Annotated in this window: 13 protein-coding genes; 11 read left to right on the plus strand and 2 right to left on the minus strand. The window is 43.0% G+C overall.

Annotation, left to right across the window (positions count from 1 at the left end):
• Positions 1-27: 27 nt before the first annotated feature.
• Positions 28-609 carry a dCTP deaminase gene (gene dcd, locus MED121_RS03520; RefSeq protein ID WP_009832228.1) on the minus strand — a complete coding sequence of 194 codons (582 nt, stop codon included), beginning with the start codon at positions 607-609 and terminating at the stop codon, positions 28-30.
• Positions 610-649: 40 nt separating this feature from the next.
• The gene (gene apbC, locus MED121_RS03525) at positions 650-1,717 is read right to left on the minus strand and encodes an iron-sulfur cluster carrier protein ApbC (protein WP_009832229.1); all 1,068 of its coding nucleotides are present in this window, start codon (positions 1,715-1,717) and stop codon (positions 650-652) included.
• Positions 1,718-1,978: 261 nt separating this feature from the next.
• Between apbC and metG the strand changes: the two genes are divergently transcribed.
• From metG to MED121_RS03580, 11 genes are all read left to right on the plus strand, one after another.
• Positions 1,979-4,036, plus strand: coding sequence for a methionine--tRNA ligase (metG, locus tag MED121_RS03530; RefSeq protein WP_009832230.1), 2,058 nt, complete (start codon positions 1,979-1,981; stop codon positions 4,034-4,036).
• 283 nt (positions 4,037-4,319) lie between these two features.
• The gene (gene rsxA / locus MED121_RS03535) at positions 4,320-4,901 is read left to right on the plus strand and encodes an electron transport complex subunit RsxA (protein ID WP_009832231.1); all 582 of its coding nucleotides are present in this window, start codon (positions 4,320-4,322) and stop codon (positions 4,899-4,901) included.
• An 11-nt stretch (positions 4,902-4,912) separates the two neighbouring features.
• On the plus strand, positions 4,913-5,509 hold the full coding sequence (rsxB, locus tag MED121_RS03540; protein WP_009832232.1) for an electron transport complex subunit RsxB: 597 nt from the start codon (positions 4,913-4,915) through the stop codon (positions 5,507-5,509).
• The gene (rsxC, locus tag MED121_RS03545; RefSeq protein WP_009832233.1) at positions 5,509-9,264 is read left to right on the plus strand and encodes an electron transport complex subunit RsxC; all 3,756 of its coding nucleotides are present in this window, start codon (positions 5,509-5,511) and stop codon (positions 9,262-9,264) included. Before rsxB ends, rsxC begins: the two co-directional genes overlap by 1 nt.
• On the plus strand, positions 9,265-10,326 hold the full coding sequence (gene rsxD / locus MED121_RS03550) for an electron transport complex subunit RsxD (RefSeq protein ID WP_036178655.1): 1,062 nt from the start codon (positions 9,265-9,267) through the stop codon (positions 10,324-10,326). It abuts the gene before it with no gap.
• Positions 10,326-10,943, plus strand: coding sequence for an electron transport complex subunit RsxG (gene rsxG / locus MED121_RS03555; protein ID WP_009832235.1), 618 nt, complete (start codon positions 10,326-10,328; stop codon positions 10,941-10,943). The genes rsxD and rsxG overlap by 1 nt, the downstream gene beginning before the upstream one ends.
• A gap of 26 nt (positions 10,944-10,969) precedes the next feature.
• The gene (locus tag MED121_RS03560; protein WP_009832236.1) at positions 10,970-11,743 is read left to right on the plus strand and encodes an electron transport complex subunit E; all 774 of its coding nucleotides are present in this window, start codon (positions 10,970-10,972) and stop codon (positions 11,741-11,743) included.
• A gap of 26 nt (positions 11,744-11,769) precedes the next feature.
• A complete protein-coding gene (nth, locus tag MED121_RS03565) occupies positions 11,770-12,405 on the plus strand; it encodes an endonuclease III (RefSeq protein WP_009832237.1) in 636 nt (211 codons plus the stop codon).
• 25 nt (positions 12,406-12,430) lie between these two features.
• Positions 12,431-12,985, plus strand: a complete 555-nt coding sequence (locus tag MED121_RS03570) for a GNAT family protein (RefSeq protein WP_009832238.1) — start codon at positions 12,431-12,433, stop codon at positions 12,983-12,985.
• Between the two features lie 394 nt (positions 12,986-13,379).
• Complete coding sequence (locus MED121_RS03575) at positions 13,380-14,360, plus strand: ABC transporter substrate-binding protein (protein ID WP_009832240.1); 981 nt, start codon at positions 13,380-13,382, stop codon at positions 14,358-14,360.
• 215 nt (positions 14,361-14,575) lie between these two features.
• Complete coding sequence (locus tag MED121_RS03580) at positions 14,576-15,907, plus strand: aspartate aminotransferase family protein (RefSeq protein WP_009832241.1); 1,332 nt, start codon at positions 14,576-14,578, stop codon at positions 15,905-15,907.
• The last annotated feature ends 59 nt before the right edge of the window (positions 15,908-15,966 follow it).

The raw sequence follows: 15,966 nt of genomic DNA on the forward strand, positions 1-15,966 counted from the left end.
AAAAGTGCCCTCACATTAGGCAAAAAATTAGTCTTTAGAAATACGGCTACCAACAGCCGATGTTTGATCTTTATACTTAGCATTATCGCGCTTATTATAAGGACGATCCGCCGCACCTGACATGGTCTCAAAGTTAATTGCCCCAATTGTCATGCCTGGACGTAAAGCAATGGGTAGTTTTCCACCATTTAAAAACTCTAATACAATAGCCCCACTCCAACCAGGATCTATTCTGTGGGCAGTGACGTGCACCATCAAACCTAATCTAGCTAAAGACGATCGTCCGTCTAACCAACCAACAAGATCATCAGGTAAGGTCACAGACTCTTTTGTCACGCCTAAGACGAGTTCACCTGGGTGGATAAAGAAAGGTTCACCATCTTCCAGCAAAATTTCGTCACCCATAACGGATTCAATCGCTTTATTAAGGTCTTCTTTTGGGCCACTTAAATCTAGATAAGGTGCTGGATGACCATGAAATATCCGAAAAGAATTACCCAAGGTTAAATCAACAGACACACCACTGATAACAGAGTTTTCTGGTCTTGGTGTTATGGTAATTCTCTTTTCATCAAGAGCCGCAATAATATCGCGATCGCATAAACGCATTATGTTTTCCTAAGTTGATAATCTAATGAGGTAAGCTAGATTAGTCGTCACTCATGCCTATAGTCGGCATACTAAATTGATTTTCTTGTAGTGCTAAACCTGCGCCTATTTTACGCGCAATACCCCGATAGATTCTAGCAACTTCTGATTCACTATCTTGAATAACACTTGGGCTACCCGCATCACACTGCTGACGAATATCTAAACTAAGGGGTAACTTACCCATTACCTCGACTTGATATTCCTTCGCTAGAGACGCACCGCCTTCATCACCGAAAATAGCTTCTTGGTGCCCACAATTGGAGCAGATGTGTACCGACATATTTTCAACCACGCCTAGCACAGGAATGTTTACCTTATTAAACATCTCAATTCCACGTCTTGCATCTAACAAAGCAATGTCTTGAGGTGTGGTGACTATCACAGAACCGGCCACAGGCACCTTTTGTGAGAGAGTTAATTGAATGTCACCGGTACCAGGTGGCATATCAATAAAGAGATAATCCAAATCATCCCAATCAGTTTGATTAATGATTTGCATTAGGGCGCCGGTCACCATAGGTCCACGCCATGCCATAGGCGTATCTTGAGTTGTTAAAAACGCCATAGACATAACCTGCACACCGTGTGCCATAGGGGGAACAAAGAACTTCTCATCCCTTACATTGGGCCGAGTATCGGGTGCAAACCCCATCATCATACCTTGGCTAGGACCATAAATATCTGCATCTAAAATACCCACTTTAGCGCCTTCTTTAGCCATGGCTAACGCAAGGTTTACTGTGGTGGTTGATTTACCTACCCCCCCTTTCCCTGAGGCCACAGCAATAACATTCTTCACCCCTTTGAGTCCTGCAAGCTCTCCTTGGGTTGCATGAGCGTCAACAGTAAACGTCATATCAAGTACAAGTTTGCGCGAATCATTCAGTGTTGCAGCAATTCTTTGCTTTAATGCTTCTATCTCACCTAGGGCGGGATAACCTAAGGCCAAACTTAGATGAAGACGTTTTTCATCACTGTTCACTTGCCAAACAGGGCCATAGGCTTGGCCGGTATTTTTATCTTCTAGCTCGGCTAATTGTGCCAAGATTTGTATATCAGTCAGCATTATTTTTCATTCTCCAACTAGTTGTCTTAGGTATCAGTACTCAAACGACCCTATAGCGACAGGATAAAAGCAACAAAGTCTGCTCTATTGACAGGAAAAATGGGGGCAAATTAAAGAAAAGCAAGCCCAGCGCTTGCACCTAATTTTGCGCCTCTTATAATTGGGCGGTCAAAAAGTTAGATCTGCCAGCCTTTGCTCCATCAGCACATACAGATTCGCAGCTAACACTAACTCTTATTTACGAATCCAATAGGCTCAAATATGGCTCAATCACAAAGAAAAATACTTGTTACCAGTGCACTACCCTATGCCAATGGCTCAATTCATCTAGGCCATATGCTTGAGCACATACAAACAGATGTATGGGTACGTTTTCAAAAACTGCGTGGCCATTTGTGTACTGCAGTGTGTGCCGATGATGCCCATGGCACAGCGATCATGATCAAAGCGGATAAAAATGGCGAGACACCAGAGCAATTAATTGAAGCTGTTCGCCAAGAACACATGGCAGATTTTAATGACTTCATGATTGCTTATGATAATTACCACTCCACTCACTCAGAAGAAAACCGTGAGCTATCGAGTCATATTTATAAAACCTTAAGAGATAACGACAAGATTGCTGTTCGCTCTATCGTACAAGCTTATGATCCAGAAAAAGAAATGTTCTTAGCGGATCGTTTTATCAAAGGTACTTGCCCGAAATGTAAAGCGGAAGATCAATACGGTGACAACTGTGAAGTTTGCTCTGCCACTTATACTGCGATGGAAATGATTAATCCAGTCTCGGTTTATTCAGGTGCAACACCGGTTGAAAAAGAGTCTGAGCACTACTTCTTCAAACTCCCTGAATTCCAAGCATTTTTAGCCGATTGGACTCGCAGCGGTACACTGCAAGACCAAGTCGCTAACAAATTAGCAGAATGGTTAGATTCAGGATTACAAGAGTGGGACATCAGTCGTGATGCACCTTACTTTGGTTTTGAGATTCCAGATGCACCGGGTAAATATTTCTACGTATGGCTAGATGCACCGATTGGCTACATGGCGAGCTTTAAAAACCTATGTGATCGCACTGACGGTTTAAACTTTGATGATTACTGGGCTAAAGGTGCAGATACCGAGCTTTACCACTTTATCGGTAAAGATATTATCAACTTCCATGCGCTGTTTTGGCCAGCCATGCTTGAGTGTGCAGGGTATCGTACACCCACTGCTGTCAATGCTCACGGCTATGTCACTGTTGATGGTAAGAAGATGTCTAAATCTCGTGGCACCTTTATCAAGGCGCGCACTTACTTGAATCATCTTGATCCACAATACTTACGTTACTACTTCACCGCTAAATTAAATGCGACACCTGACGACATCGACTTAAACCTTGAAGATTTCATTCAGCGAGTGAACTCAGATGTTGTGGGTAAAGTGGTTAATATTGCCAGTCGTACAGCAAGCTTCATTAATAAGAAGTTTGATAATCAGCTTGCGACAGAGGTGAGTGAAGCAGAAATGATTCAATCATTTATTGATGCTGGTGACCTGATTGCAGACTGCTTTGAAAAGCGTGAATACAGCAAAGCGATCAGAGAAGTTATGCGTCTTGCGGATGTCGCAAACACCTATATTGCTGATCAGGCCCCTTGGGTATTAGCCAAGAATGAAGAGACACTTCCGAAAGTACAAGAAGTCTGTACCGTATCGCTTAACCTCTTCTCTATTCTAGCCACTTACCTAAAACCGATTTTACCAAACATGGTTGCCGACGCCGAAGCCTTCCTTGGGAAAGAGCTAACTTGGGATAACCGCGAAGCGCTTCTATTTGGAAAGAGCGTGAATAAATTCAAAGCGCTAATGGCCCGTATTGATCAAAAACAAGTTGATGCCATGATTGAAGAAGGTAAAGCAGAAGCGGCACTTGAAGCGGCGACAAATGAAAGCCAAGAGACAGCAGAAAAAGAAGAACAGACTGAACTAAGCAAGGATCCAATCGCAGACGAAATTCAGTTTGACGATTTTGCTAAAGTTGACCTGCGTATTGCTCTTATTACTAAAGCTGAGCATGTTGAAAAGGCCAACAAGCTATTAAAGCTCACCTTAGACCTTGGTGGTGAAACTCGCGTTGTTTTCTCGGGCATTAAATCAGCTTACAAACCTGAAGACTTGGAAGGTAAACATACCGTCATGGTTGCTAACCTTGCGCCACGTAAAATGAAGTTTGGTTTATCTGAAGGCATGGTATTGGCAGCAGGCCCTGGTGGCGATGAACTTTGGCTATTAGAACCTCATGCGGGAGCAAAACCTGGCATGCGTGTTATGTAATCTAACTTGAACAAGTGACCTATGCCATACCACCTAAATGGCATAGCCACTAAAATAGTTAAATCTGATTCAGATTAGACATAAGCCTCAAACGCGAAACCGCATTTGAGGCTTATTTCTATATTTATGAATCCAATTATACTTATTCGAAATTAGACTATTAAATCGAATTATTATTGTTGTTACTTATATAGAGCTTGGTATCATTGCCCCTATAAAATTAGGCAAGCTCTATGAATTGCCACTTTCATTTACATTACTTTAAAGAGCTAACTGAAAAGCCATGACTGAATATCTCTTGATACTTGTTAGTACCATCTTGGTAAATAACTTTGTATTAGTGCAATTTCTCGGACTCTGCCCCTTCATGGGCGTATCGAGCAAACTTGAAACTTCTATTGGCATGGCGCTGGCGACTACTTTTGTCTTAACCCTTTCCAGCTTATGTAGCTTTTTAACTTACGAATTTATCCTTGAGCCCTTAGGGCTTGAGTACCTAAAAACCATTTCCTTTATCTTGGTGATTGCCGTTGTGGTGCAATTTACCGAAATGGTTGTACGTAAAACCAGCCCGCTTTTATATCGAGTACTCGGTGTTTTCCTTCCTCTAATTACCACCAACTGTGCCGTTTTAGGGGTAGCGTTACAAAACATTAGTAAGCAAAACGGGTTTGTCGAATCCATCCTTTATGGATTTGGTGCAGCAGTTGGTTTCTCATTTGTGCTAATTCTCTTTTCTGCCATGCGTGAACGTATCAATTTTGCAGATGTCCCGAGCGTCTTTAAGGGATCAGCAATCGGCATGATTACCGCAGGCCTGATGGCCCTCGCCTTTATGGGCTTTACTGGCCTAGTACAAATATAGGAGCCGATTTAATGACTATCATTTTAGCCGTTGGCATCTTATTGCTACTTTGCCTGATTTTTGGTGCCTTACTAGGTTATGCCAATGTACGTTTTCATGTTGAAGGCGACCCCATTGTCGAACAAATTGACGCCCTTTTACCACAAACTCAGTGTGGCCAATGTGGTCACCCTGGTTGTCGCCCCTACGCTGAAGCGATTTCCAATGGTGAAGCCATTAACCGCTGCCCACCTGGCGGTCAAGCAACAGTACAAGCCCTTGCCGATTTATTAGATGTAGAAGCGATTCCACTCGATGGCGATGCCGCTGAAGAGCCCAAAAAACAAGTGGCCGTTATTAGAGAAGATGAATGTATTGGCTGTACTAAGTGCATTCAAGCTTGCCCAGTAGACGCGATTTTAGGTGCAGCGAAACAAATGCACACAGTGATAAGTGATGAATGTACTGGGTGCGACCTTTGTGTTGAACCTTGTCCAGTAGATTGTATTGATATGGTAGAAGTAGCAGTGACCTCACGTAATTGGTCTTGGCAGCAACCTGCAGGGGTTGCGCTTTCGAGTCAGCAAATTATTGCAACCGATAAAACTCCGCTTACGGAGGTACAATAATGAGCTTAAGCCAAGCTGAATACCAAATTCATGGCGGTATTCATCCGCCTGAAAACAAAACCCAATCACTGCAACTACCTTTAGGCCGTCCAACCCTTCCTGAACGCCTTATCTTGCCCCTTGGCCAACATATTGGCCAAGCCTCAAGACCGTTAGTTAAGGTCGGTGATAAGGTGTTAAAAGGTCAAGCGATTGCTATTAACAATGGTTTCTTAAGTAGCTTTTTACACGCTCCGACATCTGGTGAAATCCTTGCCATTGACCTCCATGGCGTACCACATCCATCAGGTCTTGAAGAAGTATGTATTCAATTACAACCAGATGGTTTAGACCTTTGGACTGAACTTAATACCTTAGAAAACTGGCTAGAATTGCCGACAGCGGATGTGGTATCACACCTTGCTGAAATGGGCATAGTCGGTATGGGTGGCGCAGGGTTTCCAACTCAGGTCAAACTAGCAGGTGCGACCAAGCACACCATACATGAACTCATTATCAATGCCGCTGAATGTGAACCTTATATCACAGCGGATGACATGCTCATTCGTGAAAAAACAGACGCATTGATCAAGGGCATTCAAGTACTGCAAACCTTGATTGAAGCACAACGCACTATTATCGGTATTGAAGATAATAAGCAAACAGCTATTAAGCTTTTAACAGATGAAATTGAACGCACAAAAGCCAATATTGATGTGGTTGTTTTACCGACCAAATACCCTTCAGGGGGTGAAAAACAGCTGATTCAGCTCATCACAGGTAAAGAAGTCCCCAGTGGTCAGCTACCTGCAGATATTGGCGTTATGTGCCAAAACGTGGGCACCTGTGTCGCTATCTACGATGCAATTTATCAAGGTAAACCCCTTATTTCTCGCATTACCACCTTAACGGGTGATGCAATGGGTCAGGCTCAAAATGTAGAGGTTCTTCTAGGAACCCCTATTTCGCATTTATTAGAATATGCCGAGTTCAACCCTCAGCATTTAGAACGATTAGTCATGGGCGGGCCTATGATGGGCTTTACCATTTCTGATAATCAGGTGCCTGTGGTAAAAACCAGCAACTGTATTTTAGCTGCTAGCACCAAAGAGTTACCCACCCCAGCGCCAGAACAAGCTTGTATTCGCTGTGGCATGTGCGAGCAAGCCTGTCCCGCAAGCTTATTACCTCAGCAACTTTTGTGGTTTAGTAAAAGCCAAGAGCATGAAAAAGCAGAACATCACAACCTGTTTGACTGTATTGAATGTGGTGCCTGCTCTTATGTTTGCCCAAGCAGTATTCCGCTGGTGCAATACTATCGTCACACGAAAAGTGCCATTCGTGAATCTCGCGAAGCTGCAGTCAAATCAGATCATGCCAAAGTTCGTTTTGAAGCAAGGCAAGCTCGTATTGCAGCAGAAGCGGCAGAAAAAGAAGCCAAACGAGCGGCTGCAAGAGCTAAAGCCGCAGCCAGTGCTGCCAAAAAAGCGGCAGATTTAAGTGCGACTAATGATGCGAAAACACGCGCACAAATAAAAGAAGAGCCTAAAACCGAGATAAAAGACGATAATCAAGCGCAAGTGAAAAAGCTTAAGATTGATATAGCGATTGCCAATACTAAGTTGAAGAAAACAACTAAACAGCTAACCCTGGCACAAGAAGCGGCTGATCTTGAACAGATTAATACCCTGACTCAAGCACAAAAAGAGCAACAAGCTATTGTCAGTGAATTAGAGCAAGCGCTAGCAAAATTAGATCAAGCTGCGCCAGCCAAAACAGCAAGCGCCAAACCCGCTGCCAATGATGCCACTAAAAAAGCTAAAGTGGATCTCGCAATTGCCAGTACCAAGCTGAAAAAGTTACAAAAGCAACTTAGCCTAGATGAAGCTAATACTGAGATTGCTCAGCAAATCAGTGAACAAGAAACTGTGGTAAAAACAGCGCAGGCGGCATTAGACAAAGCTAATAAGGAAACACCTCAAGCCCCCCCTGCAGCTAATGCAAGCACTGGCATGAGTGCAGACTTGAAAAAAGCGAAAATCGACCTTGCCATAGCCAGCACCAAACTTAAAAAGTTAGAAAAGCAATTAGCAGCAGATGAGTCAAATGAAGACCTAAAAGCTCAACTAAAAGAGCAAAAGACGCTAGTTGAAAAGGCACAAGCAGCCTTTGACACACTCAATGCAGATACAAAAGATGTCGCCACACCTGCCAGCAAACCTAAGATTCAAGTTAATAGTGACGATTTAAAGAAAGCTAAAATTGATCTAGCGATGGCCAGCACTAAGCTTAAAAAATTGCATAAGCAGTTAGCGCAAACACCAGAAAGCGACGACATAAAAGCGCAAATTACTCAACAAGAAGCCGCTCAAGCTGATGCTCAAGCAAGGTTAGACAAGCTTAATAATGCAAATGATGCGACACCTATTAGCAAAGCAAGAGTAGCGCCTATCCCTGCATCGGACGAAGTAAAGAAAGCTAAAATTGCCTTTGCAATGGCAAGCACCAAACTTAAGAAAGCGCAGAAAAAATTAGCTGAAGATTCAGATAATCAAGCGCTTAAAGATCAGGTGGAAACACTTCAAAAAGAGACAGCAGAGGCGCAATCAGCATTAGATGCCATCACACAGGCACCAACACCAGAGCTTGCTCCTGAAACGAAGAATGAAGCGGACGTTGACACCCAAGCAAAAGACAATGCGAATCAGGCAGTAGAAGCCTCACCTAATATATCAAAAGACGAACTAAAAAAAGCCAAGATAGCGCTTGTGATGGCGAGTACCAAACTTAAAAAAGTACAGAAGAAGCTTGAAGAAGAGCCAGAAAATCAAGACTTGATTGATCAAGTGAAGATGCTTGAAGCGCAACATGAAAAGGCGCAAAGTTCATTTGATGCGCTCAATGTATCTAATGCAAAGCCCCAGACGGAGCAAAGCGTTGTCACACCGCCAGTCAGTACTGAGACCAAAAGCTCTGATGAGGAACCTAAAACGATTTTGAGCGACGTTGAGATTAAAAAGCTCAAAATTGAAGCCGCTATGGCAAAAGCCTCTGCGGCCAAAATCGAAAAGGCCGTAAAACGAGCACAAGAACTAGCACTTGATGAGCTAGCGGACTTAACCAACCAGCATCAAGCAAGTCTTGCCCGTGCAGAGCAGTTAGCAGCAAACTTAAAAGCCGCTATTTCGGGTGAAAAGGTGACCCAAACCATAGAAGAATCCCCGAAGCCGGAACCCAAAGTTAGCTCAGCATCAGACTCAAATAAATCATTGAAAATTGAGCATGCTATGGCAAAAGCGGCGCTCAACAAGGTACTTTTATCCATACGACGCATGCAAGATGATGGCGCCAGTGAAGCAGATATTGCTGCCACTGACTTACCCCAAGAAAAGGCTGAAAAAGAGCGTCAGTTAGCCCAAGTTGAATCTCAAATGGATCAAGAAGACACGCTAAAAGCAGAGCAAGAGCGCCTCGCTAAACGAGGCCCTCTAACTAAGCCAGTACCAACCGCTAAGCCTAAACCAGATGATCTATTACCAGAACTACCAAGCTTTGAGCACTTAGACGAAAGCGGTAGAGCGGCTGAAAGTAAAAAGCAAAAAATTGCGGCCGCTATGGCAAAAGCAAAATTAATGAAGTTACAGATACGTTTAGAAAAGGAGCCTGATGAGGCTAAATCGATTCGTATTACCATGGACGAGGTACGTATTGAGCAAAAACAAGCTCAACGTATTTTGGCAAAACTAAATGACCTATCAGTGCAAGAGAAAGACTAAATGGCCCTACTAAGGATTACATCACCCCATACTCAACGTGCTGGACATCGTACTTCGTGGGTTATGCAAATGGTGATTCTCGCCACTGTGCCAGGTTTACTCGTGCAAACCTGGCTATTTGGCTATGGCACCTTAATCAATGTCCTGATTGCCTCTATTACGGCATTGATCAGTGAAGCATTGATCCTAAAATTAAGAAAACGCAGTTTAAGTTTTTTTCTCAAGGATTATAGCGCCCTACTAACCGGCCTATTATTAGCGCTTGCCATTCCACCTATTGTGCCCTGGTGGTTAACAGTGACAGGAGTTGCTTTTGCCGTCATTATTGGTAAACAGGTTTATGGTGGATTAGGTAATAATCCTTTTAACCCTGCCATGGTAGGTTATGCACTCTTGCTGGTGTCCTTCCCCGTTCCCATGACTCAGTGGCTAACAGTTTCTGATCTATCCCTTGCTCAGCAAACATTACCATTTATTGATAGCTTAAAAACCATCTTCTCGTCTGGTATTTCAAATATTGATGCTTATACCATGGCAACACCTTTAGATGCCTTTAAACACAAAGAAGGTCTCATGAGTGAAGAAGCGTTTGCCAGCGTCGCTGCATTGGGGCAAGCTAATTTAGATGCCATGTTATGGGTTAATCTGGCTTACTTACTAGGCGGTTTATTCCTAATCTATTTACGCATTATTACCTGGCATACCCCAGTGGCTATTTTAGCAGCCTTATTTGTCATTACTGGCTTCTTCTACATTATCGATATCAGCAATGCCGCTTCACCTTGGTTCCACTTAACCACAGGTGCCACCATGTTTGGTGCCTTTTTAATTGCGACTGATCCAGTTTCGTCTTGTACAAGTAACAAGGGCAAACTCTACTTTGGTGCAGGTATTGGTTTGCTTATTTATATTATTCGAACTTGGGGTGGCTACCCTGATGGCGTTGCCTTTGCAGTACTTTTGATGAACTTTGCAGCACCTTTTATCGACTACTATGCGCAACCTAGAACCTATGGTCACAAAAAAGCGAGAAAAGGCCTAAAAACAGGAGCTAACAAATAATGGAAGTGATTAGTTCTATTCGTAAAAACAGTATTGGACTCGGTATTTTTGCCATAGTGACAGCCGGTTTAATTGCGGTGACTCAGCAGGTCACAAAAGAGCGCATACAAGATAATGTACTGCACGCGCAACAAGCGGCTTTTAGTGAAATATTACCGGATCAGTATTACGATAATGATCTTTATAAAAGCCAAGTCACGCTAGAGCCAGACCTGTTACTGGGCACGAAAGAAGCTAGCTTTGCCTATATTGGCCGAATAGAAGGTGAGTTTTCAGGTATCATTTTTGAATCCATTGCACCTGGTGGTTATAACGGTAGCATGTCTTTACTCGTTGCCATTAATCGTGATGGAGTGGTAACAGGAAGTCGTGTTATTCGTCACCAAGAAACACCAGGGCTGGGGGACAAAATAGACATGAAAAAATCTGATTGGATGCGATCTTTTGAGAATAAATCGTTCGATAATCTAGAACCTAAACGCTGGAAAGTGAAACGCGATAATGGTGATTTTGATCAGTTTACAGGGGCGACTATCACCCCAAGAGCCATAGTCAAAAGCGTTAAAAATACGTTGGAATATTTCCACCAGCACAAAGCCGAATTGATAAAGTTATAACCGATAAGACAAGATAGAATCAGCTTATGAGCACCATAGATACAGAATTAAATACAGACGCAGAGAGCGAGGCTGACTTGGCAGAAAGCACAAGTGCAACAGCCACGAATTACAGTGAAATTATTTATAACGGCATCTGGAAAAATAACCCAGCCTTGGTTCAGTTGCTTGGTCTTTGCCCTTTATTAGCAGTAACCAGCACTGTGGTAAATGCCCTTGGGTTAGGACTTGCGACGCTAGTGGTTTTAATTGGAGCAAATATTGCGGTCTCCTTAATCCGTAATTATGTCTCTGATGCGGTTCGCCTACCTGCTTTTGTTATGATCATCGCCTCTTTTGTGACCTCAATTGAGCTGATTATGCAGGCCTACACTTATGAGCTTTACCAAATTCTTGGTATTTTTATTCCATTAATTGTCACCAACTGTGCCATTTTGGGACGCGCCGACGCTTTTGCCGCTAGAAATCCAGCCTTACCGTCAGCCCTAGATGGTTTGATGATGGGACTGGGCTTTATGGCCGTGTTATTAGTTCTAGGTGCAATGCGAGAGTTAATCGGACAAGGAACCCTCTTTTCTGACATGCAGTTACTATTAGGTGATGTGGCGATTAACTGGAAAATTGAAGTTTTTAAAGACTACCCTGATGTGCTCTTTGCCATTCTCCCCCCTGGCGCCTTCATTGGATTAGGTCTACTGATTGCCCTGAAAAATAGTTGGGATGAAAAGGCCAAGGCCATTGCAGAAAAGAACCAAGACAAAAGTGAAAAACAAGATCGCCGTGTTCGCGTAACCGGCTAACATGCAAACAAGATTAAGAACAGGTTATGAACAAAGCAAAACGACATGAAATTTTCAGCCGCTTAAGAGCGGAGAATCCAGAGCCAAAAACTGAGTTAGAATATTCAAGTCCGTTTGAGTTGCTCATTGCTGTTCTTTTATCTGCACAAGCCACAGACGTCAGCGTAAACAAGGCGACACGTAAGCTTTTCCCTGTCGCAAATACTCCTCAAGCCATTTTAGACCTTGGGGTAGAGGGTCTAAAAGAGTATATCAAGACCATTGGCCTCTTTAACGCTAAGGCAGAGAACACCATCAAAACCTGCCGTATACTGGTTGAACAACACGATAGTGTAGTACCAGATACACGAGAAGCCCTAGAAGCCTTACCTGGCGTGGGTCGCAAAACCGCTAACGTTGTCCTCAACACGGCTTTTCGACAAATTGCTATGGCTGTCGATACGCATATTTTTCGATTTGGCAACCGAACTAAGGTTGCTCCAGGCAAAGATGTGCTAGAAGTAGAACAAAAGCTGATGAAGTTTGTACCGAAAGAGTTCTTGCTGGACGCACATCATTGGATGATTCTTCATGGTCGCTATATTTGTGTCGCGAGAAAGCCTAAGTGTGATGCCTGTTTGATTGAAGACCTTTGTGAATTCAAAGAGAAAACCAGCACCTAACACCCTTATTACTCAAGGACTGAGCATGCCATTTCAACTGACAACACAACACCTGATTTTAAGGGATTTCAACCCCAAAGATCAGGCTGCCTACCAAGCCTTTACCTCAGATAAAAAATATCAGAAGTTTTACAGTGAAGAAGATTGCCACCCAGATAAGGCCTCGACTTTAGTAAATCAGTTTATAAGTGAGTCCGAACTTGCTGATCGAAAAAACTATAATCTAGCCATTATTGATAAACACTCAGAGCAGCTAATTGGCGTTTGCGGTATTCGCTTAGAAGCCCAAGGACAAGCAAGTATGGGCTGTGGCTTAAGTCGCCAACATCACAGCTCGGGTATGGCAAAAGAAGCCATTTCCTGCCTCATTGAGTTTGCGTTTACACAGTTGGATTGCCACCGAGTTTACGCTGAAACCATTTCTGAAAATAAAGCTGCCATTCGATTATGCCAAGCCATGGGCATGCGCCATGAAGCGACATTTGTCGAAAATCGCTTTTTCAAACAAAGATGGTGGTCAACCTCAGTACTTGCAATACTCAAACATGAGTGGCAGACACCCTCTGCCAATCAACCTTAGCTTCATGAAGCGCGTCGTTTTTAGCACACTCTTTATACTGCTGTTAACCTTTCTCGTCCTAGTCAGTGACCTTCAACCTGCTCTTCTTTATCTATATTTAGGCACAAGCCTGATCTGCTTTGCTTTATTTGCAAACGATAAATACAGGGCAATAAAAGTAAAATCACGCATCCGAGAACGCACATTATTAGTATTCACCTTTCTAGGAGGCTGGCCTGGAGCGTTATTTGCTCAAACACTCTGCCAGCATAAGACAACAAAACAGCCCTTTAATCGCATCCGTTCAAGCTTAATTTTATTTAACTTATTTTTACTCTTTTTATTCTTATTCCTCAGATAGAATGAAGCGCCACTTTTTTGACCATTCAGGTTTTATCGCGATAAGGAAAACCCTATGAAATTACTCTTTACCTTTGTTTTATTGATATCCAGTACAGTTCAAGCACAAGAGTGTGGCAGGGTAAGTATTGCAGATATGAACTGGAACTCTGCCAGCTTAATGGCTCATATTGATCAATATATTTTGAATCATGGTTATGATTGTGAAGCCGAGCTGATCCCAGGTGATAGCATCCCTACTATTACTTCAATGTACAATAAGGGGCAGCCAGATATCGCTCCTGAGTTTTGGACTAATGGCAGTAAAGAACTTCTCTCTAAAGGCATGAAAGAGAAGCGTTTACGTCAAGCCGGCCCAGCCTTATCCCAAGGGGGTGAAGAAGGTTTCTGGGTACCAGAGTATTTACTTGAACAATATCCCAACATCAATACTCTTGCAGGCATCAAGGAGCATGCTGACATCTTTACTCATCCTGAAGACCCTGAACTGTCTGCTTTTTATTCTTGTCCAGCAGGCTGGGTTTGTCAGATTACCAGTGAAAACCTGTTTAATGCCCTCAACTTAGCAGACGCTGGATTTGAAGCAGTTGATCCTGGTTCTGCTGCAGGTTTATCAGGCTCTATTGCCAAAGCCTATTCAAGAAAAGAGCCTTGGTTTGGTTATTACTGGTCACCTACTGAAGTCTTAGGTAAGTATGAGATGGTTAAAGTAGATTTTGGAACTGGTGTTGATTTAAAAGAATATCAAACCTGCACTACTCAACCAGATTGTCTTAACCCTAAAGCCACCATGTATCCTGCCTCCCCTGTGCTTAGTATTACCACTGAGTCTTTTGCGGTTGAGGCTCCATCTGCCTATGAATACATAAGTACAAGAAGCTTTACTAATCAACAAATGAGCAAAATGCTTGCTTGGATGGAAGACAATCAAGCTAATGGCGAAGAAGCCATGTACTACTTTTTAGAAACTTATCCAGAATTGTGGCAAGCCTGGCTACCTAAAGAGATATCTCAAAGGGTAAAAAACACCCTTTGATCGCAAATTGAGTTAATCAGGCAAGCTATTTTTGCTTGCCTGGTTTTACGACTAACACACAGCAAACCTCTTATACTCTCCCCTAAATACTCTCGCTCACTTAGTTAATTTATTACTTAACTAAGTATAAATAACAATGAATTTAATAAACTTTCCTAGCATTGAATACTGACCCTATTCGTTTCCAGACAGATTCAGTTTTATAGGATAGGCCCATGACACATATTGCTAAATCACAACTTACTCAAGCACAACTAGACGCTCACTGGATGGCCTACACAGGCAATCGCCAATTCAAACAAGACCCAAGAATTATTCAAAGCGCTGACGGCAATTATTATACTGATGCTGATGGCCGTAAAATTTTTGATGGTTTATCAGGCCTATGGACATGTGGACTGGGTCATAATGTAAAACGCATCAATGAAGCGGTTAGCAAGCAAATTGGCCAACTCGATTACTCTCCTGCCTTCCAGTTTGGTCATGAAAAATCATTTCAGCTTGCTGAACGTGTGAGTCAATACATGCCAGCTGGGCTAAATCGCGTTTTCTTCACAGGCTCAGGTTCAGAGTCAGTTGATACGGCTTTAAAAATTGCACGTGCTTATTGGCGCAAAAAGGGCCAAGGCACCAAAACCAAGTTTATCGGAAGAGCAAAAGGCTATCATGGTGCTGGGATTTCAGGTTTTAGTGTTGGTGGCATCCCAGCAAACCGCGCCCTTTATGGCCAAGGTTTAGAATCTTATCACTTACCACACACTCAGGTTGCTGGTAATGAGTTTTGCCAAGGCATGCCAGAGCAAGGGGCTCACAAAGCTGAAGAACTAATCAATTTAATTGCATTACACGACGCGTCAAATATCGCCGCTGTGATTGTTGAGCCTATGTCGGGTTCAGCTGGGGTAATTATTCCGCCAGTAGGTTACCTAAATCGTTTACGTGAAATTTGTGATCAGCATGATATTTTGCTGATTTTTGACGAAGTCATCACAGGTTTTGGTCGTATGGGAGCAAAAACAGGCTCTGAAGCTTTTGGCGTGACACCAGACGCGATTGTCATGGCAAAACAAATTACAAATGGTGCTATTCCAATGGGAGCCGTTGCCTTTAAACAAGCCATTTACGACACCTTTATGGAGCACGGCGGACCAGAATATCAACTCGAAATTCCCCATGGCTATACTTATTCGGCTCACCCTGTTGCCTGTGCCGCTGCCCTTGCAGCCTTGGATGAACTCGAAGAGCAAAACCTGATTAGCCAGGTTAAAGAAATGAGCCATACCTATCAAGATACAGTGCATCAACTTGCTAGCAGTGACATTGTGACTGACATTCGAAATTATGGTTTTGCGGCAGGTTTAACTTTAGCACCAGTCGATAATGAACCTGGAAAGCGTCCTTTCCAAGTGGCGATGCGTATGTGGGAAAAAGGGTTTTATGTTCGTTACGGTGGCGATACTATCCAGATGGCGCCGCCATTTGCCACAACAAAAGCAGAAATGGATTCTATGATTAATGCTTTAGCTGAGAGTATGCAAGACGTATAAAGCAAATCTGGATGGATAATACAAAGCCCCTTTGAGTATCAATTCAAAGGGGCTTTTCT

It is taken from the genome of Marinomonas sp. MED121 (assembly GCF_000153025.1).
Lineage (GTDB): Bacteria > Pseudomonadota > Gammaproteobacteria > Pseudomonadales > Marinomonadaceae > Marinomonas.